Source organism: Streptomyces dioscori, from assembly GCF_003024195.1.
Taxonomy (GTDB): domain Bacteria; phylum Actinomycetota; class Actinomycetes; order Streptomycetales; family Streptomycetaceae; genus Streptomyces; species Streptomyces dioscori.
Genome location: NZ_KZ679038.1, coordinates 590,507 through 612,159 on the forward strand (window position 1 = coordinate 590,507; position 21,653 = coordinate 612,159).

The following is a 21,653-nucleotide window of genomic DNA, read 5'->3' on the forward strand; positions in this document are numbered from 1 at the left end:
CGTCCGGCAGACCGCGGGCCACGATGACGTGCATGGTTCGTTGGTTCCTTCCGGGTTGCGACGGACACATGGTGCAGGCGATCTTCTCAGTGCCGCGTGCGGCCGCGCGGTCCGGGGCACCGCGACGGCCCCGGGACTCCTGGAGGAGTCCCGGGGCCGTCGCGTGATGCGGAACAGGTCCGGCTCAGATGCGCGGGCCGCCCGTGCCGTAGTACGTGCCCAGCTCGTCGCGGTAGCCCTGGTCGCCCAGGTGCTTGTCGCGGTCGAACTCCGGGGCGTCCTTGATCTGCTGTTTGGTGCGGTCGACGACGATCTTCTGCTCGCCCTGGTCGATGCTGACGACCGTGCTGGCGGGGAGCAGGACCTCCTTGCCGAAGATCCACACACCGGTGTCCACCACCAGGTAAGCGTCACCGACGTCGTCGGAGTGCTTGTCGACCTTGCCGATGTTGCCGTCCGTGGCCTCGACCTTGTAACCCGTCAGGTCGACGCCCGCCAGACGACCCGCGGTCGACTTGTAACCCCACACACTTTCAGTCACGCGAAAACAACTCCTCCGGTAAACAGAGGGCAGCGGGGTTCCCGCCGGCCCTCTCTTACTCCGTACGTCGTGCACGGCGATCTTCGTCACCGCCGTCAGTGCGGCGGGTGCCCCTCGTCCGGGGCTTCACGCACCCGATTCGGGCCGGAAAGAGAAACGGAACAAGAAACAGTGCCGCCACACCCTGCCGACGCGCCCGGCACCCCGCCGGGCCTGCGCCTCTCCGGTGAACTCCGGTACGCGGACGCAGGGAGGGGTACTCCTGCGCCATGACCACCACAGAAACGACCCCTCTGCGGGCTGTCGCACTCGTCTGCACCCTGTCGCCGTCGCCCGCCGCCTCCAGTTCGCAGCTGCTGGCCGAGCAGACCATGGCGGCGCTGGGCGAGCACGGCGTCACCGGCAAGGTGATCCGGATCGCCGACCACGACGTCCGACCCGGAGTGCAGACCGACATGGGGGAAGGCGACGCATGGCCGGGGATCCGGGACACGATCCTGGGCGCCGACATCCTGGTCCTGTCCACGCCGATCTGGCTGGGCCACCCGTCGAGCATCGCCCAGCGGGTCATGGAGCGGCTGGACGCGGAGATCTCCGAGACGGACGACGAGGGGCGGCCGCTCACCTACGGGAAGGTCGCCGCGGTATGTGTCGTCGGCAACGAGGACGGGGCCCACAAGGTGAGCGCCGACCTCTTCCAGGGGCTCAACGACGTGGGTTTCTCACTCGCCCCGAACGCGGTCACCTACTGGGTGGGTGAAGCCATGCAGGGCACCGACTACCAGGACCTTGACAAGACCCCCGAGGCCACCTCCGCCACGACGGCCACGCTGGCGGCCAACACGGCCCATCTGGCCCGGCAGCTCAAGGCGTCCCCGTACCCGTCGAGCTGACCGGAGCCCGCGCTCAGTCGTGGGCGCCGACCAGGCCCACCCGGTGGGCCAGCACGACCGCCTGGACCCGGTCCCGCAGATCCAGCTTGGTCAGGATGCGGGACACGTACGTCTTGACGGTCTCGCGGCTGATGACCATCCGGTCGGCGATCTCGGTGTTGGACAGGCCCTCGGCGATCAGCTTCAACACCTCCGTCTCGCGCGGCGCCAGAGCGGCCAACGCCGTTGCGGCGGGGTGCCGTTGGGGCCGGCGGAGCCGGTCGGCGAACTTGCCGACGAGTTGCCGGGTGACGGCGGGCGCCAGCAGTGACTCGCCCGCGTCGACCGTCCGGATGCCGTGCACCAGGTCGCGCGGGGGCGAGTCCTTGAGCAGGAAGCCGCTCGCCCCGGCCCGCAGTGCCTCGTACACGTACTCGTCGAGATTGAAGGTGGTGACCACCAGGACCCGCATCGGATCGACGACGCCGGGTCCGGCGAGCAGCCGGGTCGCCTCGATGCCGTCGAGCAGGGGCATGCGGATGTCCATGACCACCACGTCCGGGCGCAGCCGTCGCGCGATCTCCACCGCCGTGCGGCCGTCCCCGGCCTCTCCCACGACCTCGATGTCCGGCTGCGCGGTGAAGATGGTGACGTAGCCGGTGCGTACGAGTTCCTGGTCGTCGCAGACCAGGACCCTGATCGGCGCCCCGGCGCCCGGCCCGGTCATACCTCTCCCCCGTGCGCTTCGTGCCCCCGGTGCGTCCCGTGCGCCGCGGCTTCGCCGTGTCCCGCGGAGGGTATGCGCGCGCGGACGCTGAAGCCGCCGTCCGGCCGGCCGCCTGCGAGCAGTTCACCGCCGAACACACTCACCCGTTCACGCAGCCCGATCAGGCCGTGGCCGCCGCCCCGGCCCAGGGGTGGTCTGCGCCGCTGGGCGTGCGCCGTGGCGACCGTGGCGGGCGTTCCCTCGGTGGTCACCTCGACCTCCACGTCCTTGCGGCCGTAGTGGACCTGGACGAGCGTCCGGTGGCCCGGGGCGTGCTTGAGCGCGTTGGTCAGCGCCTCCTGCACCACGCGGTACGCGGCCAGTTCCACCGCGGTGGCCAGCTCCCGCCGTTCACCCCGCTCCGCCAGTTCCACGGGCTGTCCGGCGGTCCGGGTCTGCTCGACCAGATCACTCAGCCGCCCCGGCTCCGGCGTACGGTCCGGCGTGGACGACGCGCTTGCGGAGCCGTCGGCCGCCCTGCCGCCGGACGGACCGACGGACGTGTCGCCGGTCGTCTCGCCGGACGCCTTCAGTACGCCCAGCAGATGCTGGAGGTCTCTCAGGGCCCGCCGCCCGGAGTCGCTGATCGCTTCGAGTCCGGTCTCCACCCGCTCGGGCGCGTCGGCGAGCAGGAACTGGGCGGCATCCGCCTGGACCACCATGGCGGTCACATGGTGGGTCACCACGTCGTGCAACTCCCGCGCGATACGGGCCCGTTCGCGTGCCATCGCCGCCTCCACACTGAGCCGGCGCCGCTCCGCCTCCCCCTCCTGCCGGGCCCGTACCGTCCTGCCGACGGCCCAGCACACCCCCAGGATCAGGAACATGAGGACGAAGTCGGGCACCTGCTGGGGCGACCCCCTGTGGTGCAGCCCGAGCGCGAACAGCGTGAACGCCGTGACCGCGACGGCGACCGGCAGAGCGCGGCGCATGCCGACGGCACGCTTTCCGTGGGCTCCGAGGCTGTACAGCGCGATGTACAGGCCGAGGCTCGCGCAGGTCTTCGGATAGCCGGCCAGTTCATGGACCGCGAACGCGCCCGCGATCAGCGCGAGGCACACGGCGGGCCATCTGCGCCGCAGCACGAGCGGCAGCCAGAGGGCGGCCGTCACCAGCGCACCCGGCAGTCCGGGCGCTCGTTCCGGCAAGTCTCCGAACTGTGCGCCGATCGGGGCCGTCACCGGCGCGAACACCAGCGGGGCGAGCAGCACGGTGAACACCGCGTCCCGGCCCAGCACGCCCAGCGCACCCCAACGGGCCGCGAAAACAGGCGTGTTCTTCCTCAAGTCCGACCCCGCTGATCCGAGCACAGGCAGAGCCTAGGCCCTGTCGTCCAGTTCCCGCCCGCCGGACCCCGGGTGATCCGGCCGCGGGGGCCTTATGTGAACAGTGCGGTGATGAGGGCGATGTCGTCGTCCTTGTTCTGTCCGAAGCGTGCGAGGAGCAGGTCGCACATCTCCTCCAGATCGGTCGGCCCGTCGGCCACGGCCTCGCGGAACTCGGCGAGGGTGGCGTCCAGATGGGCGGTCCGTACCTCGACGAGACCGTCCGTCACCATGAGCAGCCGGGTGCCGGGCGGGGCCTCCACCACGGTGGGCGGCGGATGCGGGAGGCCGAGGCCGATCAGCGGGCCGTGGGGTTCGTGGAACCGCGGCCCCTTCTCCGGGTCGATCACCAGCGGCGGGAGGTGGCCCGCGTTGGCTATGTGCAGGCGGCGTTCGTCCGGTTCGACCAGTACGAGGCACAGGGTGACGGTGATGCCGGGCTGGGACTGGCCGAGCAGCGTTTCCAGCCGGTCCAGGATGTGGTGCGGAGGGTGCCCTTCGACGGCGTAGGCCCGCAGTGCGTGGCGTACCTCGCCCATGACGGTCGCGGCGGTCACCGAGTGCCCGACGACGTCTCCGATGGCGAGCAGCAGACCGCCCACCGTGCGCACCGCTTCGTAGAAGTCTCCCCCGATCTCCGCGTGTTCGGAGGCGGGGAGGTAGCGGAAGGCCAGCTGGACGCCCGGGACGGTCGGCAGCTCCTTGGGGAGGAAGGAGCGCTGCAGGGCCAGGCCCAGGGCGTGTTCCTCGTTGTAGGTCCGCAGCGCTTCGAGGGCGAGGGCGCCGGCGTTGGCCAGTTGCTGCAGGAGCTGTTCGTCGTCGGCGCTGCGCAGGGCGGTCACGGGGACGGCAAGACACACGGGGGGACGGCCGCGTTTGGTGCGGGCCACCGCGAGCGCCACATCTCCGGCGAGGTGGTCGCCGGGCAGCATGGCCTGCCACTGGCCGTGCGGGACACGGACGATCGCGACGCCGGTGTCCTGGCTCAGACTGTGGGCCGCGAGCTGCTTCAGGAGGCCCGGGTGCGCGGGATGGATCCGTACGGTGGCCTGGGCGTCGTCGGTCATGCTGTGCACGGCCTGCGTCTGGGGCGAGAGGAACACCGCGCTGGCGGGGCTGTCCAGGACGGCGGCGGCGCCGCCGGTGGCCGCCGAGGCGAAGGAGTGGAAGCCGACGGCGCTGTAGACGTCGAGCGTCGCCTGGTTCAGCGCTATGAGGCGGTGCGCGAGCTTCTCGGCGCGCTGCCGTGCCCTGGCGTAGCGCAGGGTGGCGGAGACGGTGGCGAGGAGCTCGCCGGGGTCGATGGGCTGGTCGAGGTAGGCGTCCGCGCCCCGTCTCAGCCCCTCCGCGTGATCGTCGGGGGTGATGGCGGCGGCGGAGATCTGGATGATCGGCAGATGTGCGGTCCGCGGGCTGTTCTTGACCCGTTCGCTGACCTCGAAGCCGCTCATGTCGGGCAGCCGGACGTCGATGATCGCGATGTCCGGAAGCGTGCCCGGTCCGCCGTGCAGCCGGTCGAGGCCCTGCTCTCCCGTGCTGGCGCTGATGACGGAGTGTCCCGCGCGCTGCAGCCAGCTGGTGAGGACGTAACGGTTCGTCTCGTTGTCGTCGACGACCAGGACGGTCGCGGGCAGACGCTCCTGGGCACTGTCGGTCACGGCCCGCCCTTTCGGTTCTGCGGTTGCTGCGTGTACTCATGGCCCAGATCCGGCAGCCGGACCTCCACCTTGGTGCCTACGCCCACGGTACTGGTGAGGGTGAGGGTTCCGCCGAGCAGTTCGGCCAGCGTACGGGCGTAGGGCAGGCCGAGGCCGGTGCCGGGCCGTCCGCTCTGGTGGGGGCCGCGGACCTGGTAGAAGACCTCGAAGACCCGGCCGAGTTCTTCGGGCGGGATGCCGATCCCGGTGTCCGTGACGGTGAACAGGACGGCGGGGGCCGAGGGTTCGGGATCGACGTCGATCTCCAGGCGTACCTCGCCGCGCTCGGTGAACTTGAGGGCGTTGGAGAGGAGGTTGCGCAGGATGCGGACCAGCAGCGTCTCGTCGGTCACCAGGGCGGGCTGCTGTTCGGGGCGAGGAGTGACGAGGGTCACCCGTTCGTGTCCGTGGCTGCTCAGGATGAGGCCTCTGAGGTGGGCGACGAGCAGCCGCAGATCCACCGGTTCCGTATGGATCTCCAGGTGACCGGCCTCGGCCTTGGCGACGTCGAGCAGGTCGCTCACGAGCGACAGGAGCGTGTGGCCGGCCGATCCTATGAGTTCGACCTGTTCCCGCTGCTCGACGGTGAGGTCCGGGGAGCTGGGGGCCAGCATCAGGGTGGAGAGGGCGACCACGGAGTTGACCGGGGTGCGCAGTTCGTGGCTGATGTTCGTCCAGAAGCGGGTCTTGGCCTCGCTCGCCTCCTGCAACTGGTGGCGCTTGTCCTCCAACTCGGTGTGGAGCGCGAGAACACCGCTGTTGGTGTCCTCCAGCTCCTGCGTCAGCTCGGTGTACAGCGCGAGGACGCCCCGGTTGGTCTCCTCCAGCTCCTCGTTCAGATGGCGCAGTTCCTCCCGCTGGGCGCGGGTCTCCTCCAGGGTGGCGATCAGGTCGCGGGTCTGGGCGCGCAGGTCGTCCGCCTCGGTCGACCGGGAGGATGCCTGGAGGACCTCCGCCAGCCGGGCGTGCTGCTCGGCCGCACCGCCGGCGTCGGGGGTGAGAGGCTGCCTCACGACGATGCGGCCCCCTGCCGGGCCGGCCTCGTACTCGACCCCCACGAGCTTCGCGGCCAGGTCGAGCGTTTCCTGCGCCGGGGGCGGGCCGCCGGTCCACACGAACGTGACGAGCAGGGCCGTGGGCCGGCCCGGTGGGACCAGGCCGAAGGAGACCTCCAGACCGCGGCAGCCGAGCCGGTCCCGTCCGAGTTCGCTCAGCGCGGTCGCCAGCCGGACCTGGTCCTGTCGCTCCAGCGACATGGCCGCCGCCGCCTGCTGCGCGGTCCGCCGCAGGCCGAACACGTCCTGGGACGAGGACAGGACGAACGGCACCGCCGTGCGGGCGGGGCCGGCGGCGGACGACTGGTCGTGGTGGGCCGCGTCGCCGCGGGATCCCCGGTCAGACACCACGCTCGTCCCGCCCTCCGCCGGTCACCATGCCCCCTTGATCACCACGACGCTGGCGTCGTCGCGTCGCACTCCTGCCTCTCGCAGCAGCTGACCGGCCATGACGAGCGGTGTGTGGCTCAGCAGACCGGGCAGGGTTCCATGGTCCCAGCGTTCGGTCAGACCGTCGGAGTGCATCACCAGGGCGCCGTGGGCCGGGAGCGCTTCCTCGAACGTCCGCAGTCGCCGCATCTGCGCTCCGACGATACCGGGTGCGGACAGCAGGGCCCGGCGGCCGTCGTCGCCCACGAGGAAGCCGCTCACGTTGCCGATTCCGCAGTACAGCACCCGTCCGGCGGCCGGCTCGATCCGCGCCACGGCGACCGCGCCGCCACGTGTGCCGCGCAGGGCGAGGTGGATCGCGCCGAGGGCGCCCGCCGGACTGAGATCACGGGTGTCGTGGAACGCCTTGACCGCGGCCTGGCTGGCGCGCGCGGCGAGGGGTCCGTGCCCCAGTCCGTCGCACAGCATCACCAGGATCGCCGGGCGGTCCCCGGCGGCGACGCTGTCGTCGGTACGGACGGCCCAGGCGTCCCCGCACACGGTCTCCCCACTGATGGGCCGTGTGACCCCGGCGGCGGTGGACAGGTCCCGGGAGGCGACGACGGCCCGGCCGTCCGCGGTGCGCGGCCAGAACTGAGCGGCCATGACCGTGCCGCGGCCCGGCACGGAGTGCAGGTCGAACTGGTCCGCGAGGCGGGCGACCGCGCCCAGGCCGATGCCCAGGGTGCCCGCGCTGGACGATCCGTCGGCCAGCGCTGCGGGAACGTCCGTCATACCGGGCCCCGAGTCGACGGTGAGGAACTCCACACCGGCCTGGTCCCCGGACCGCACCACGCGCAGCAGCAGGGCTCCGTCGTCGGCATGCCGCTGTACGTTCGTGGCGGCCTCGGTGACGGCGAGGGCGACCTCGGCGGCCCGGTGGCTGTTCAGTCCTATGCGCCTGGCCAGCGTGGCGGCCGCGCCCCTGGCGGCAGCCGCCAGGGAGGCGCCGTCCCTGAACCACGCGATGTCCTCGCAGTTCAGGGCGGTGGCGGTGTTCACCGCACCCACTTGATGATGGTCACGGTCGTTCCCTCACCGGGCGCGGTGACGAGCTGGAAGTCGTCGACGAGGCGCCGGGCGCCGCTGAGGCCGAGGCCGAGGCCGCCGCCGGACGTCCAGCCGTCCGTCATGGCCTGCTCGACATCGGCGATACCGGGGCCGGAGTCCTCGAAGACGGCGGCCACGCCCCGTTTGCCGTTCGCGCTGACCAGTCCGGAGCTGACGGTGCCCCCGCCGCCGTAGATGAGGGTGTTGCGGGCGAGTTCGCTCGCCGCAGTGATCATCTTCGTCTGGTCGACCAGGGACAGCCGGCACTCCTGGGACAGCGTCCGGATCGCCTGCCGGATGTGCACGAGATCCCCGCTGCGCGCGATGGGATGGACCTGTGGGTCTTCGCCCGCAGTCCAGGGCGCTGTCACCGCAAGGCCGAACTGGTGGGTTGACGCAGTTTCGCCAGCCCCTTCTCAAGGTCGAGGGCAGTGCTGACCCCGCCGAGCGAAAGGCCCAGCTCGACGAGGGTGATGGCCACGGCGGGACGCATGCCCACCACCACCGTCCTGGCGTCGAGCACGCGTGAGATGGCGGCGACCGTCGCGAGCATGCGCCCCACGAAGGAGTCGACGATCTCCAGGGCGCTGATGTCGATGACGACGCCCCGGGCGGACTTGGCGACGATCTCGTTCGCCAGGTCCTCCTGGAGGTTCAGCACCATCTGGTCCTCCAGATCGAACTGGACGGACACCAGCAGGATGTCTCCGATACGCAGGATCGGAAGGCGCTCGCTCATCGCTGCGCACCCTCGTGGGCGACGAGGTCCACACCGGACCGGCGCAGCGCCAGCTTGAGGGCGTCGGCCAGGCTGGCCTTCGTCACGATGTCGTCGAACTCGATGCCCAGCGCGACGATGGTCTGCGCGATCTGCGGGCTGATGCCGGACACGGTGCACTCGGCGCCCATGAGGCGGGCGGCGACGATGGTCTTGAGCAGGTGCTGGGCGACCTGGGTGTCCACCGCGGGAACGCCCGTGATGTCGATGATCGCCTGCTCCGAACCCGTGTCCACGAGCGCCTGCAGCAGCTTCTCCATCACCACCTGCGTGCGCGCCGAGTCCAGCGTGCCGACGAGCGGCACGGCGATGACCCCGTCCCACAGGCGCACCACCGGCGTGGACAGCTCAAGGAGCTGCTCGGCCTGCGCGGCGATGAGCTCGTCGCGCGTCTGCGTGTAGGTCTCGATCGCGAAGAGGCCCAGTCCGTCGAGGATGCCGTTGAACTGCAGATAGGCACGGATCTGGTCGGCGGTGCCGTCCTGCAGGACGGGTTCGAGCACGCGCTTCAGGGCGAAGACACTGATCGCGGTCTCGGTCGGCGAGAACCCCTGCCGGGCCCTGTTCCTCGACAGCTCCGTCAGCAGCGCACGGATTTCGGACATCTGTTCCGAGTGGACGTCGGTGGCCCCCTGACGCAGCGCGTCCACCAGGGCGTCGTACAGCTCCCGCAGCTCGCGGTCGAGTTCGGCGGTGCCGACGCGCCCTCCCAGCGACCCCGACACCTCCCGCACCCACGCCGCGGCCAGGTCCTGACCCTCGATCGTCAAGAGCCCTACCAGGTCCGCAGCGCTGTCTCGCTTCGCCATTCCGGCGCTCCTTCAATGTTCATATTTACGTGTCAGGGACGACCTGCGAAGCCTACGGCACGTGCCCTCAAGGACAGGTGCGACCTCGGGAAGGCCCGTGCCGGGGCCCTTGACGGCGAACGCCGCCGGGGCCCGCGCGGGTCAGCTCTCCAGCGCCTGACGCAGGGTGGGGCGGCACGGGATGAGGGCGTCGCCGACCGCGTCACGGGCGGCATGGTCCAGTTCGCCGCGCAGGCTGACGACGCGGACACCGCCGACGTCGGAACGGGTCACCGACAGTTGGCCGGACTGTGCGGGATATGCGTCTGTCACCATGTCCTCGACTCGGTTTGCCGATGCGGCTCAGGCCGGAGCTCGTGCCTCAAACCCGCCCCGCCGACCCGTGCCGCCGCGCTCGAACAAGTGGTCGATCGTAGCGGAAGCAGCATGTGTCACGCCAAACAGGGTAGCCGCGCACGGACAACGGTAACGAAGGTGGACAAAAAGTGGAGTCAGTCGGGAGAGGCGGCGCGGGGCCGTCGCAAGCCCATGCCATAGCCGCCGCCGTCTCCATGAACGGAGGCGGCGCCTGCATCGCCGAGGCACGACGCTTCGCCGCCGACTTCCTGGCCCGCGCCAGAACGGACCACGGCGTACCCGTCTCCGCCCGCGCCACCGACCTCACACAGCTGGTGGTCAGCGAGCTGGTCACCAACGCCCACAAATACGCCCCGGGCCCCCTGCGGATGGAGCTGCGCATCACCGACGCGGTGGTGGCGGTGAGCGTGCACGACAGCGTCGGCGCCAGGCCCGTGGCCCGGTCCGTCGACCCACGCAGAGTCGGCCAGCACGGCCTGGAGATCGTCATGGCCGTAGCCCAGGAGTTCCGGGTGGACCTCGAACCGGCCGGCAAGCGCGTCACCGCGTCCATCGCCCTGGCGCACTGAAACGGCACACTGAACCGGCGGCCCGACCCGCTGAACCGACCCGGCCGCAGGCATCGTCCGGCACCGCCGCACCCCGGTGAACCACCCCCTCAGACCGCCGGCGGCACCGAAGTGCTCCCCCGGACGACGAGACGCGGTGTCATGGTCGTCTGGACGGCGTGCTCACGCCGGCCCTCCACCCGCTCGATGAGCAGCCGTGCGGCGGTGGCCCCCATGTCGTGCCCGGCCTGGTCGACGCTGGTGAGCTGCACGGTGGCGAGGTCGGCGATGGCGGTGTTGTTGTAGCCCACCAGGGAGACGTCCTGCGGCACCCGCAGGCCCAGTTCGTGGGCCGCCCGCCAGACACCGAGGGCGGCCACGTCGGCTCCCGTCATGATCGCGGTGGGCCGGTCCCCCGCGGTCAGCAGGCTCATACCGGCCTTGTAGCCGCCTTCGTCGGAGTACGACGTCCGGCAGATCCGGGTGTGCTCGGCGAGCTGGTGGCGGCCCATCGCCTCGGCGTACCCGTTGCTCAGGACGATCTCCGGCGTACGGGCCCACTTGCTCGCCCGGGTCCCGGGAGAGGAGACCAGCGCGATGTTGCGGTGCCCGAGGGACACCAGGTGGTCCACGACGAGAGAGGCACCGGAGCCGTCGGCGTCGACAACGGAGTCGTGCAGGTCGGAGGCGTCGTGGTGGCCGATGACCACCGTGGGCGTCGACTGGGCGGTGGCCAGCACCTCGGAACGCTGGATGCCGGGGGCGATCAGGACGAGACCGTCCATCTGACGGTCGACCATGGACCGGATGGTCTTGTCCTGGGCCTCGGCGTCGAAGCCCGCCGCACCGATCAGCACGGTGTACTCGCTGTCCCGCAGTTCGTCGCGGACACCGTCGAGGATGTCGGCGAAGAAGGTGTTGCGGATGTTGTCCAGCAGGATGCCGATGGTGTAGGTCCGGCCGCGCATGCCACGTGCGGCGGCATGCGGCCGGTAGTCCAGCTCCGCCATGGCGGCCCGGACCTTCTCCTGCATGGCCGCGCTGACCCCGTACGCGTTGCGCATGACCTTGGAGACCGCGGCGGTGGACACTCCCGCGTGACGCGCGACGTCCGTGATCGTCACACGCTTCTTCCGCTGTGATCCCTGCTCCATGCGCGCTGCCCCCTGAGGTGCCGTCCAGCTGAGGACAACGTTCTACAGGACGATCCGGTACGGACGCCAGATGTAGTCGGCTTTTCTACGATGTTGCGGCGCGATGTCTTGACGACGGCTTTCGCTGCGTGCACTGTGGTGCGCACTTCGGCTTAGAGAACGTTATACAAACTCTCGCCCTCAGACTTTTCGCAGGGCCTTCGCCCTGCGCCTTCGTCGCGCCTCCATCGCGCCTTTCGTCCCACGATGACAGGGAGCCATGCTGTGATCACCTCCTCGACCTCCGCCAGAAGGTCCCGCCTCGCCGGCTCGACCGCGAGCGCCGCCGCCCTGGTCGTCCTCGTCTCCGCCTGCGGAGGCACTGGCGGAGGTTCCGCTTCCGCACCCGACAACTTCAGCTACCTGAGCGTCACGGAGAACACGACCGTCAAGACGGCACTGACCACCCTGTCCAAGGGTGAGTGCAAGACCGCCCAGGACGGTCTGCCGCTCAAGGTGGAGACCGTTCCGCAGGCGAGCCTGGACCAGAAACTGCAGCTGCTGGCCGGTCAGGACGCGCTGCCGGTCCAGTTCGCGGCGGGCAACGCCCCTGCCCTGACGCAGCAGTTGTACAAGTCCGGCAAGGTCGCCGACCTGGAGGCCAAGCTCACGTCACTCGGCGTATTCGACCAGTTGGAGCCCGCCGCCGTCTCCACCATCAAGGCGCTGTACGGCGGCAAGGTGGAGGTCCTGCCCTACGAGTACAACATCGAGGGGATCTTCTACAACAAGAAGATCTTCAGCGCCAACGGGCTGAGCGTGCCCGGGACCTGGAGCGAACTGGTGGCCGCCGCGGCCAAGCTGGAGGCCAAGGGCATCCAGCCGTTCTCGGCCTCCGGCCAGCAGGGCTGGCCCCTGACCCGGCTGATCAGCGGCTATCTCTACCGCAGCCTGGGCCCCGACGCCCTCCAGGCCGTGGCCGACGGCAAGGCGAAGCTGACGGACCCCGCGTACGTCAAGGCGGCCCAGGAAGTGGCCGCGCTCGGCAAGAAGGGCTACTTCGGCAAGGGTGTCGGCTCCATCGACTACGACACCTCCATGAACGAGTTCCTCAGCGGCAAGGCCGGCATGCTCTACATGGGCAGCTGGGCGCTGGCGAACATCGCCGACGAGAAGCAGAACAAGGTGGGGGCCGACAACGTGGGCTTCATGCCCTTCCCGGCCGTCGAGGGCGGCAAGGGCTCGATCGAGCAGTACCCCTCCAACGTCGGCCTGGGCATCACCCTCGGCGCCAAGTCCTTCGACAAGAAGACCGGCGCCTGGGTGTCCTGCATCGCCAAGAACTACGGCAGCACCGCCCTCAAGGACCAGGGAGCGATCTCCGGCTTCAAGGTCAACACCCCGGTCGAGAACAGCAACGAGGTCACCGGGCAGGTCCGCGAGACGATCAGCGCGTCGAAGCAGAACGTGCTCTGGTTCGAGGCCCTGTTCTCCACCAAGGCCACCACGGTCAGCCAGAGCAACGCGGCCGGTCTGGTCGCCGGCAGCCTGAGCCCCGAGAAGTTCATGCGGACCGTGCAGGACGCCCTGGCCGAGAAGTGAGGCGGACGGGCCCGGCGACCGGGCCCCCGCCGACGACAGCCTGACACCTCACGAACTGGACACCCCTCCATGCACCGCGTACTCGGTGACCGCAAGGCGGTCCTGATCCTCCTCGGTCCCGCCCTGCTCGTCTACTCCCTGATCATGCTGGTCCCCATGGTGTGGTCCTTCGGGTACTCGTTCACCGAGGGCAACACCGTCGAGGGCTTCACCGGCAACGGCCTGGACAACTTCCAGCGCCTGTTCTCCGACCCCGCCGTGCGGGACGCCCTGTGGTTCACCGCCAAGTACGCGGTCGTCGTGACCGTCGGCCAGGTCGTCGCCGGCTATCTGCTGGCCCTGCTGTACGTGTTCTTCCTCAAGCGGGCCTCCGCGCTCGTCCGCACCCTGGTGTTCTTCCCCGTCGTACTGCCCACCGTGGCCGTCGGCCTGCTCTTCCAGAAGTTCTTCCAGGTGGCCCCGCAGACCGGCCCGGTCAACTCCCTGCTCAACGCGGTGGGTCTGGACTCCGTCGACTGGTTCGGCAGCGCGGGACACGCCTTCTGGGTCCTGATCGTCATGGACATCTGGCGCTCCATGGGCTTCTACGCCGTCCTGCTCTTCGCCGGGCTGGTGGACATCCCCGAGGAGGTCCTGGAGTCCGCGCGCCTCGACGGGGCGTCCGGTCTGCGGCTCGTGCGGCACATCGTCCTGCCCATGTCGTTCCCGGTGCTGATGTCGTCGGTCATCTTCAGCATCAACGGCACGCTCAAGGTCTTCGACTCGATCGTGGCACTGACCAACGGCGGTCCCGGCAGCGGGACCACACCACTGACCCTGTACATGTTCCAGACGTCGTTCACCTACGGCGACTACGGCTACGGCAGCACCATCGCCCTGCTGCTGACCGTCGTGTGTCTCCTGGTGACCCTGGTCGTCTTCCGCGTCTCGCGCCGCGACCCCACGGAGGGCTGAACCCATGGCCATCGACACTTCTGTCAGGATCCGGCGTCCGCGCCGCCTGTGGGTCAAGCTCGTCGTCGCGGGTCTCCTGGTCGTCGAGGTCTATCCGCTCGTCTGGATGTTCCTGACCTCGCTGAAGTCCAACGACGACTACCTCAACAACTCCACCTGGTCGCTGCCCACCACCTGGGAGTGGGGCAACTACACCGACGCCTGGACCACCGGGCACATCGGCCTGTACGTGCAGAACAGCCTGCTCGCCGTCCTGCCGGCGCTCGCGCTGATCCTGCTGCTGGGCACCGCCGCCGGGTTCGCCCTCCAGGTCATGGTGTGGAGGGGCCGCAGCCTGACCCTGCTGGTCTTCCTCACCGGCATGATGGTCCCCGCGCAGATGATCCTGCTGCCCCTGTTCACGGTGTACTTCCAGGCCGGCCTGTCCGGCACCCTGTGGCCGCTGATCCTCACCTACACCGGCACCGGCCTGCCCCTGACGGTGTTCATGATGGCCACCTACTACAAGACCGTCCCGCGCGAGCTGTTCGAGGCGGCCACCATCGACGGCGCGGGCATCCTGCGCGCCTTCTGGACCATCAGCCTGCCCATGGTCCGCAACTCGATCCTGACCGTCGGCCTCGTGCAGTTCTTCTTCATCTGGAACGACCTGCTGATCGCGCTGACCTTCACCAACAGCCAGGACCTGCGCACCATCCAGGTCGGCCTGCTCAACTTCACCGGCGACTTCGGCGCCACCCAGTACGGCCCGCTGTTCGCCGCCATCTGCATCAACGTCTTCGGCACCCTGGTGATCTACCTCTTCCTCAACCAGAAGGTGATGAAGGGCCTCACCTCGGGAGCCGTCAAGGGTTGACGGCCGCGCCCCGCAAGGGATCTCAGCTCCGGCCAGGCGCCGGCCGTCCGCACCCGTATCCATGGAAGGTCCCCCACCCATGTCCTCTCAGCCTGCCCCGGTCACCTTCGAGCACCTGCCCGACGGCCTCGGAATCGGCGTCACCCGGCCACGCCTGACGTGGCGTCTGCCCCGGGGAGCCGCCGTCCAGGACGCCTACGAGATCGAACTCGACCGGGACGGCGCCCGCCACCGCACCGGCCGCACGGCCCACGCGGAACAAGTCCTCGTACCCTGGCCCGGCGAGCCCCTCGACTCCCGTGCACGGGTCGGCGTACGTGTACGGGTGTGGGTGGACGGGGCCGCGGACCCGACCGGCTGGAGCGAGCCGAGCACGGTCGAGGCCGGGCTCCTGGACGCCGCCGACTGGAGGGCCGTACCGGTCGGCGCGGCCTGGCCCGAGGAGCCCGGCACCGACCGGCGCCCGGCCCTCGTCCGCCGCGACTTCACCCTCGACGCCCCGGTGCTCCGGGCCCGGCTGTACGTCACCGCCCATGGTGTGTACGAGGCCGAGATCAACGGCCGCCGGGTCGGTGACGACATCCTCTCGCCGGGGTGGACCGTCTACGGCGAACGCCTGCGCTACCGCACCTACGACGTCACCGAGCACCTCGTGCCAGGCGTCAACACCATCGGAGCCTGGCTCGGGGACGGCTGGTACCGCGGTCACATCGGCTTCGACGGCGGCTACCGCGACCTCTACGGCAGCGACCAGTCCCTCCTCGCCCAGCTCGAAGTCACCCTGGCCGACGGCACCACGGCGGTCGTCGCCACCGACGGCTCCTGGCAGGCCGCGCCCGGCCCGATCCTCTTCAGCGGCCTCTACGAGGGCGAGACCTTCGACGCGCGCCTGCACGACACCGACTGGTCGACCCCACAAGGCCGCCTGAAGAAGGCCGAGTCGTGGACACCGGTCGCCACCCGCACCCGCGACCCGCACACCCTGATCGCCCCCAAGGGCGCCCCCGTCCGCCGCACCCAGGAACTGTCACCCACCACGGTCACCCCCAAGGGCGACGGCCGCCACGTCCTGGACTTCGGCCAGAACCTCGTCGGCCGGCTGCGCATCACCGTCGACGGCCCGGCAGACACCACCATCACCCTGCGCCACGCCGAAGCCCTCCAGGACGGCGAACTCGCCACCCGTCCCCTGCGCGGTGCCGCGTCCACCGACACCTACGTCCTCGACGGCTCCGGCGAGCAGACCTGGGAACCGCGCTTCACCCTGCACGGCTTCCGCTACGCCGAAGTCAGCGGCTGGCCGGGCCAGTTCACCGCGAACGACGTAACCGCCCGGGTCTACCACACCGACATGACCCGCACCGGCTGGTTCGAGTGCAGCGACCCCCTGGTCAACCGGCTGCACGAGAACGTCGTGTGGAGCATGCGCGGCAACTTCGTCGACATCCCCACCGACTGCCCCCAGCGCGACGAACGCCTCGGCTGGACCGGCGACATCCAGGTCTTCGCCCCCACCGCGTCCTTCCTGTACGACTGCGCCGGCATGCTCGACTCGTGGCTGGACGACGTCGCCGTCGAGCAGCTGCCCGACGGAACGGTCCCCTGGTACGTGCCGGTCATCCCCGGCGGCCCCCAGTGGACACCGATCCAGCCGGGCGCCGCCTGGGGCGATGTCGCGACCCTCACCCCGTGGGTGCTCTACCAGCGCTTCGGCGACCTGGAACTGCTCCGCCGACACTTCCCGATGGGGCGTGCGTGGGTGGATCTGATGGACCGGCTGGCCGGGGAGAGCCGGCTGTGGGACACCGGGCACCAGCTCGGGGACTGGCTGGACCCGATCGCCCCGCCCGACGACCCGGCCGGCGCCCGCACCGACCGCTACCTGGTCGCCACCGCGTACTTCGCCCACTCCGCCCGCCATCTCCAGTGGTCGGCCCGGGAACTCGGGGACCAGGAAGCGGCCGCACGGTACGGGCAGTTGGCCGACGAGGTGACCCGTGCCTTCCGGGCCCGCTATGTGCGACCGGACGGCCGGATGACCAGCGACGCCCCGACCGCGTACTCGGTGGCTCTGGTCTTCGGTCTGCTGGACGACGAGCAGCAGCGGTCGAGGGCGGGTGACCGTCTCGCGGAACTGGTGCTCCAGGACGACGCCCGGATCGCCACCGGTTTCGTCGGCACCCCGCTGATCTGCGACGCGCTGACCGACACCGGGCATCTGGAGGTGGCGTACCGGCTGCTGACCCAGACCGAGTGCCCCTCCTGGCTCTACACCGTGTCCATGGGCGCGACCACCATCTGGGAGCGCTGGGACAGCCTCCTGCCCGACGGCACCCTCAACTCCGGTGGGATGACGTCCTTCAACCACTACGCGCTGGGTGCCGTCGCCGACTGGATGCACCGGGTCGTCGCCGGGCTCGACCTCTCCTCCCCCGGTTACCGCACGCTGCGTTTCCGGCCGCGTCCCGGCGGTGGCATCACCTGGGCCAGGGCCCGCCACGAGACGCCCTACGGCGAGGCGGCCATCTCCTGGGAACTGACCGACTCGGACAAGACCGGCTCGGGCATGACCGCTGAGGTCACGGTCCCCGACGGCTGCCGGGGCGTGGTCGAACTCCCGGGACACGCCCCGCTGGCCGTGGGCCCCGGCCGGCACCACCTCGACACCCGCGACCTCGAACGCAGCGCCGCCTGAGCCCTGTTGACGCTGCCCGACTCCACGCACCACCTCGTGAAAGAGCATCCGCTGCCGCTCGAAGGATCTCGACGCTCGAAGGAGAGTGTGAAGTGACCCGTTCCAGAGGAAGTTCCGGAGAAGAATCCACGAAGAGCTCCGGGGGACCGACCCGGCGCGAAGCCGTCGCCGTGTCCGTGGCCGCTCTGGGCGGCGCCGCGGCGCTGACCGCCGGACTCCCCACCGCCGCTGCCGCAGCCACAGCCGCCCCACGGACAGCCCCCGCCGTTCAGCCCTGGCGTGACCGGAGGAAGTCGGCCGCCCGCCGAGCCGACGCCCTCCTCGCCGCCATGACGCTCCAGGAGCAGATCACGCTCGTCACGGCGGTCGACGTGGCCGACTTCGCGCCCCTCGCCCACCTCGGTGTCCCGGCCATGACCCGCGTGGACGCCTCCGACGGCCTGCGCGGCGACACCGGAGCGACCGCCTTCCCCGCCCCCAACGCGCTGGCGGCGACCTTCGACACCGCCCTGGCCGAACGCTACGGCGCTGCCATCGGCGCGGAGGCCCGCGGCAAGGGCTGGAACGTCCTGCTCGGCCCGACCGTCGACATCGACCGCAATCCCCGCAACGGCCGCGAGGCCGAGTCGTACGGCGAGGACCCCCTCGTCAACGGGCTGATCGGAGCCGCCGTCACCCGGGGCTTCCAGAAGAACGACGTCATCGCCCAGATCAAGCACTTCACCGTCTACAACCAGGAGGAGGGCCGCAACACCCTTGACGTACGGGTCTCCGAGCGGGCCCTGCGCGAGGTCCACTACCCGGCCTTCGAACACACCGTCCGCGGCGGCGGCGCCCTGTCCGTCATGGGCTCCTACCCCCGGGTCAACGGGGTGTTCGCCTGCGAGAACCCGCACCTCATCGGCGCCCTCAAGAACGACCTCGGGCTCAAGGGCTACCTCGGCACCGACTACTACCCCTCGGGGGACCGGGTCGCGGAGATCAACGCCGGTGTCGACTCCGCCGCCCTCACCCCCGACACGCCCAAGGCCGCCTTCACCGACGGCCGGATCCCGCAGGAACGCACCCGGGACGCCACCCGCCGCATCCTGTACGCCCTGTTCGCCTCCGGTGCCTACGACCATCCGCTGCCGGAGACACCCGCCGAGGTGGTGACCACCGCCGCGCACCAGGCGCTGGCCCGGATCACCGGAGAGCAGGCCACCGTCCTGCTGAGGAACAAGGGCGGCCTCCTGCCGTTGTCGAGGAACAGGACGGTCGCCGTGATCGGCCCGGCGGGCAAGGACGCCATCACCGGTGTGGAGGGCTCGTCCTACGTCGACCCGGGCGACTTCACCACCGCCCTGGACGCGATCAGGGCCAAGTCGGGCGCCTCCCGAGTGCTGTTCTCCCAGGGCAGTCTCGGTGATGTCGCGCTGCCCACGATCCCGGGTGCCGTCCTCACCACCCCCGACGGCGAGCCCGGCCTGCACGCCGAGTGCTTCGCGGGCGAGGACCACTCCGGCAGCCCGCTCACCACCACGACGGCGGGGAACATCGACTTCCGTGGCGCCCCGGTCGGCGCCCTCCCCGCCGCGTGGTCGGCCCGCTGGACCGGCCGCCTCACCCCGCCCGTCACCGGCCCGGTCCGTATCTCGGCCCTGCTGGCGGGCGCCGCGAAGATCGTCGTGGACGGGGTGACGCTCCTGGACGAGTCCCGCTTCCTCTGGGACTCCTTCTTCGGCCCCAAGGAGAGCGCGATCGGCGGTGTCACCGAGCTGACCGGCGGCAGGGCCGTCGACATCACGGTCGAGTACAGCACCAGGGACGCCGGCTTCCGGGGTCCCGGCCTGACCCTCGGCTGGCAGCCCGAGTCGCTCATACCGGCCGCCGTCGCGACGGCGAAGAAGGCCGACGTGGCGGTGGTGTTCGTCAACAACTACACCGGCGAGGCCTTCGACCGCGACAACCTCTCCCTGCCCGGCGACCAGGACCGGCTCATCGAAGCCGTCGCCGCCGCCAACCCGAACACCGTCGTCGTCCTCAACACCTCGGGACCCGTGCTCATGCCGTGGCTGGGCAAGGTGAAGGGCGTCCTGCAGGCCTGGTACCAGGGCGCCGCGACCGGCACCGGCATCGCCAACATCCTCTACGGCGACGCCGAACCCGGCGGCCGGCTCCCCGTCACCTTCCCCGCCGACGAACAGCAGGGCCCCGCCACCTACACCGGCGCCAATAACGACAACCCCGCCAACACCATCGCGTACGACGAAGGCATCTACATCGGCTACAAGTGGTACGACAAGCACGGTGCCAGGCCCCTCTTCCCCTTCGGCCACGGGCTGTCGTACACCTCCTTCCGCTACGGCACGGCACGCGTGCGCAGCCTCGGCCGTGGGGACCAGGCCGCCGAGGTCACGGTCGAGGTGCACAACACCGGCCGGCGTACGGGATCCGAGGTGGTCCAGGTCTACGCAGGCCACCTGCCGACCAGGGCCGACACCCCGGCCAGGACCCTCGTCGGCTTCGCCCGCGTCGAGCTGGAAGCAGGTCGGCGCAGGAGTGTCGGTGTCACCGTCAGCCGGCGCGCGCTGTCCTACTGGGACGAGAGGGGCGGCCGCTGGGTGACCCCCACCGGCCAGGTACCCGTGTACGTCGGACGCTCCGCCGCCGACCTCGACCATGTCGGCAGCATCACCGTCAAATGATCCGGACCCAGGGGAAGTCTGCCGAAACCCGGCTCGTCGAAGACCGGCTCATTGAAAACCGGCTCGTTGAAAACCGGTTTGTCGAAGACCGGTGATATTGCCGATGGCCGTGCCCTCCGCCGGGCTCGACAGTGGCACGGCCGGCCACCGGTCGGCGCCGTCGGCAGAGCTGCCGGACGTGCCGCACGGGTCCTTCGTGCGGCACGTCCGGTCCGGCGGCACATCACGGCCGAGAGGACGACTTCGTCGTGCAGCAGCACTCGCAGAACAGCTCGCTCACCCCCGGAACGCCTTCCCCCGGGTCCGCCGTCCACAGCCGCCGCGACCGCGGGGGCAGGACCGCGAAGCGGATGACCGGTGCCCTCGCGGCGCTGGCCGCCGTCGTGGGTCTCAGCTCCCTGGCGACTCCCGGGGCGCACGCCGCGGACAACCCCTACGAGCGCGGCCCCGCCCCCACCACGTCGAGCATCGAGGCGGCACGCGGTTCGTACAGCGTGTCGCAGACGTCCGTCTCGTCGCTGTCGGTCACCGGCTTCGGCGGCGGAACCGTGTACTACCCGACGAGCACCAGCGACGGGACGTTCGGCGCGGTGGCCATCTCCCCCGGGTACACCGCGACCGAGTCCTCGATCGCGTGGCTGGGACCGCGGCTGGCCTCCCAGGGCTTCGTCGTCTTCACCATCGACACCCTGACGACCCTGGACCAGCCCGACTCGCGCGGCCGCCAACTGCTGGCCGCACTGGACTACCTCACCGAGCGCAGCAGCGTACGCACCCGGATCGACAGCAGCCGGCTCGCGGTGGCGGGCCACTCGATGGGAGGCGGCGGCAGCCTCGAAGCAGCCAAGTCCCGCCCGGCCCTGCAGGCGGCGATCCCGCTGACCCCCTGGAACACCGACAAGTCCTGGCCCGAGGTCCGCACACCCACCCTCGTCTTCGGAGCGGACGGTGACACGATCGCCCCGGTCGCCTCGCACGCGGAGCCGTTCTACGGAAGCCTGCCCTCGTCCACCGACAAGGCGTACCTGGAACTCAACAGCGCCACGCACTTCACGCCGAACTCGTCCAACACGACGATCGCGAAGTACAGCATTTCCTGGCTGAAGCGGTTCGTGGACAACGACACCCGCTACGAGCAGTTCCTCTGCCCGCTGCCGCGGCCGAGCCTGACGATCGAGGAGTACCGGGGCAACTGCCCGCACACCTCCTGAGTCGGCACCCGATGAGCAGCCGGTGGGCGGTCGTGCGGGGAACGCGGCCGCCCACCGGCGCTGTGCCGGCGCGGCTCTCCGGGCACGGCTGTGCGGCCGCACAGATCTGCGATGCCGCCGCTGGGCACACGTACACGGGAATCCCGGCCCCGGGCCGTGTCGGCGCAGGTGGGAGAGGGAAACCGCCTGCCGGGAGGCGCCGGACGGAGAGCTTCCGCCTCTCGCCGCGCGAAAGTAACGTCACAGGGATGACCGGACGGACGAACGCGCCCCAGTCTCCCCCACCGC

Annotated in this window: 19 protein-coding genes; 8 read left to right on the forward strand and 11 right to left on the reverse strand. The window is 70.4% G+C overall.

Annotated features, from left to right (window positions below):
• Window positions 1–184: 184 nt before the first annotated feature.
• The gene (locus tag C6Y14_RS02535; RefSeq protein ID WP_107014748.1) at window positions 185–541 is read right to left on the reverse strand and encodes a ribosome maturation factor RimM; all 357 of its coding nucleotides are present in this window, start codon (window positions 539–541) and stop codon (window positions 185–187) included.
• 269 nt (window positions 542–810) lie between these two features.
• Here C6Y14_RS02535 and C6Y14_RS02540 point away from each other — a divergent pair, with 269 nt between their 5' ends.
• Window positions 811–1,434, forward strand: a complete 624-nt coding sequence (locus C6Y14_RS02540; protein WP_107014749.1) for a flavodoxin family protein — start codon at window positions 811–813, stop codon at window positions 1,432–1,434.
• A 13-nt stretch (window positions 1,435–1,447) separates the two neighbouring features.
• Here C6Y14_RS02540 and C6Y14_RS02545 read toward each other — a convergent pair whose 3' ends face one another.
• The 9 genes from C6Y14_RS02545 to C6Y14_RS43905 form a co-directional block, all read right to left on the reverse strand.
• Window positions 1,448–2,140, reverse strand: coding sequence for a response regulator (locus C6Y14_RS02545; RefSeq protein ID WP_107014750.1), 693 nt, complete (start codon window positions 2,138–2,140; stop codon window positions 1,448–1,450).
• On the reverse strand, window positions 2,137–3,465 hold the full coding sequence (locus C6Y14_RS02550; RefSeq protein WP_225890846.1) for a sensor histidine kinase: 1,329 nt from the start codon (window positions 3,463–3,465) through the stop codon (window positions 2,137–2,139). Before C6Y14_RS02550 ends, C6Y14_RS02545 begins: the two co-directional genes overlap by 4 nt.
• Window positions 3,466–3,557: 92 nt before the next feature.
• Window positions 3,558–5,162 carry a fused response regulator/phosphatase gene (locus tag C6Y14_RS02555; protein ID WP_107014751.1) on the reverse strand — a complete coding sequence of 535 codons (1,605 nt, stop codon included), beginning with the start codon at window positions 5,160–5,162 and terminating at the stop codon, window positions 3,558–3,560.
• Complete coding sequence (locus C6Y14_RS02560; RefSeq protein ID WP_225890894.1) at window positions 5,159–6,529, reverse strand: sensor histidine kinase; 1,371 nt, start codon at window positions 6,527–6,529, stop codon at window positions 5,159–5,161. The genes C6Y14_RS02555 and C6Y14_RS02560 overlap by 4 nt, the downstream gene beginning before the upstream one ends.
• A gap of 99 nt (window positions 6,530–6,628) precedes the next feature.
• A complete protein-coding gene (locus C6Y14_RS02565) occupies window positions 6,629–7,696 on the reverse strand; it encodes an ATP-binding SpoIIE family protein phosphatase (protein WP_107014752.1) in 1,068 nt (355 codons plus the stop codon).
• Window positions 7,684–8,106: an ATP-binding protein gene (locus tag C6Y14_RS02570; RefSeq protein WP_107014753.1), complete on the reverse strand. Its 423-nt coding sequence runs from the start codon at window positions 8,104–8,106 to the stop codon at window positions 7,684–7,686. The genes C6Y14_RS02565 and C6Y14_RS02570 overlap by 13 nt, the downstream gene beginning before the upstream one ends.
• Window positions 8,103–8,474 carry an STAS domain-containing protein gene (locus C6Y14_RS02575; protein WP_107014754.1) on the reverse strand — a complete coding sequence of 124 codons (372 nt, stop codon included), beginning with the start codon at window positions 8,472–8,474 and terminating at the stop codon, window positions 8,103–8,105. The genes C6Y14_RS02570 and C6Y14_RS02575 overlap by 4 nt, the downstream gene beginning before the upstream one ends.
• Entirely contained in the window at window positions 8,471–9,322 is an 852-nt protein-coding gene (locus C6Y14_RS02580) for an STAS domain-containing protein (RefSeq protein WP_107014755.1), read from the reverse strand. The genes C6Y14_RS02575 and C6Y14_RS02580 overlap by 4 nt, the downstream gene beginning before the upstream one ends.
• A 141-nt stretch (window positions 9,323–9,463) precedes the next feature.
• Window positions 9,464–9,637, reverse strand: coding sequence for a hypothetical protein (locus C6Y14_RS43905; protein WP_159074153.1), 174 nt, complete (start codon window positions 9,635–9,637; stop codon window positions 9,464–9,466).
• Window positions 9,638–9,873: 236 nt separating this feature from the next.
• Here C6Y14_RS43905 and C6Y14_RS02585 point away from each other — a divergent pair, with 236 nt between their 5' ends.
• A complete protein-coding gene (locus C6Y14_RS02585; protein WP_225890895.1) occupies window positions 9,874–10,248 on the forward strand; it encodes an ATP-binding protein in 375 nt (124 codons plus the stop codon).
• 89 nt (window positions 10,249–10,337) lie between these two features.
• Here C6Y14_RS02585 and C6Y14_RS02590 read toward each other — a convergent pair whose 3' ends face one another.
• Window positions 10,338–11,351, reverse strand: a complete 1,014-nt coding sequence (locus tag C6Y14_RS02590) for a LacI family DNA-binding transcriptional regulator (RefSeq protein ID WP_225890847.1) — start codon at window positions 11,349–11,351, stop codon at window positions 10,338–10,340.
• 294 nt (window positions 11,352–11,645) lie between these two features.
• Here C6Y14_RS02590 and C6Y14_RS02595 point away from each other — a divergent pair, with 294 nt between their 5' ends.
• The 6 genes from C6Y14_RS02595 (at window position 11,646) to bdeA (ending at window position 21,365) form a co-directional block, all read left to right on the forward strand.
• A complete protein-coding gene (locus C6Y14_RS02595; protein ID WP_107014758.1) occupies window positions 11,646–12,962 on the forward strand; it encodes an ABC transporter substrate-binding protein in 1,317 nt (438 codons plus the stop codon).
• Window positions 12,963–13,031: 69 nt separating this feature from the next.
• Window positions 13,032–13,916: a carbohydrate ABC transporter permease gene (locus C6Y14_RS02600; RefSeq protein ID WP_107014759.1), complete on the forward strand. Its 885-nt coding sequence runs from the start codon at window positions 13,032–13,034 to the stop codon at window positions 13,914–13,916.
• A 4-nt stretch (window positions 13,917–13,920) separates the two neighbouring features.
• Window positions 13,921–14,772, forward strand: a complete 852-nt coding sequence (locus tag C6Y14_RS02605; protein ID WP_107014760.1) for a carbohydrate ABC transporter permease — start codon at window positions 13,921–13,923, stop codon at window positions 14,770–14,772.
• A 79-nt stretch (window positions 14,773–14,851) separates the two neighbouring features.
• Window positions 14,852–17,467: an alpha-L-rhamnosidase gene (locus C6Y14_RS02610; protein WP_107014761.1), complete on the forward strand. Its 2,616-nt coding sequence runs from the start codon at window positions 14,852–14,854 to the stop codon at window positions 17,465–17,467.
• 92 nt (window positions 17,468–17,559) lie between these two features.
• A complete protein-coding gene (locus C6Y14_RS02615) occupies window positions 17,560–20,154 on the forward strand; it encodes a beta-glucosidase (RefSeq protein WP_107014762.1) in 2,595 nt (864 codons plus the stop codon).
• A 350-nt stretch (window positions 20,155–20,504) separates the two neighbouring features.
• A complete protein-coding gene (gene bdeA, locus C6Y14_RS02620) occupies window positions 20,505–21,365 on the forward strand; it encodes a bis(hydroxyethyl) terephthalate hydrolase (protein ID WP_199854628.1) in 861 nt (286 codons plus the stop codon).
• The last annotated feature ends 288 nt before the right edge of the window (window positions 21,366–21,653 follow it).

What these genes read in the sequence shown, in the direction of transcription:
- C6Y14_RS02540 (WP_107014749.1), top strand. Translation starts at nt 811, where the DNA reads ATGACCACCACAGAAACGACCCCTCTGCGGGCTGTCGCACTCGTCTGC.
- C6Y14_RS02545 (WP_107014750.1), bottom strand. Translation starts at nt 2,140, where the DNA reads ATGACCGGGCCGGGCGCCGGGGCGCCGATCAGGGTCCTGGTCTGCGAC.
- C6Y14_RS02575 (WP_107014754.1), bottom strand. Translation starts at nt 8,474, where the DNA reads ATGAGCGAGCGCCTTCCGATCCTGCGTATCGGAGACATCCTGCTGGTG.
- C6Y14_RS02580 (WP_107014755.1), bottom strand. Translation starts at nt 9,322, where the DNA reads ATGGCGAAGCGAGACAGCGCTGCGGACCTGGTAGGGCTCTTGACGATC.
- C6Y14_RS43905 (WP_159074153.1), bottom strand. Translation starts at nt 9,637, where the DNA reads ATGGTGACAGACGCATATCCCGCACAGTCCGGCCAACTGTCGGTGACC.
- C6Y14_RS02585 (WP_225890895.1), top strand. Translation starts at nt 9,874, where the DNA reads ATGAACGGAGGCGGCGCCTGCATCGCCGAGGCACGACGCTTCGCCGCC.
- C6Y14_RS02600 (WP_107014759.1), top strand. Translation starts at nt 13,032, where the DNA reads ATGCACCGCGTACTCGGTGACCGCAAGGCGGTCCTGATCCTCCTCGGT.
- C6Y14_RS02605 (WP_107014760.1), top strand. Translation starts at nt 13,921, where the DNA reads ATGGCCATCGACACTTCTGTCAGGATCCGGCGTCCGCGCCGCCTGTGG.
- C6Y14_RS02610 (WP_107014761.1), top strand. Translation starts at nt 14,852, where the DNA reads ATGTCCTCTCAGCCTGCCCCGGTCACCTTCGAGCACCTGCCCGACGGC.
- bdeA (WP_199854628.1), top strand. Translation starts at nt 20,505, where the DNA reads ATGACCGGTGCCCTCGCGGCGCTGGCCGCCGTCGTGGGTCTCAGCTCC.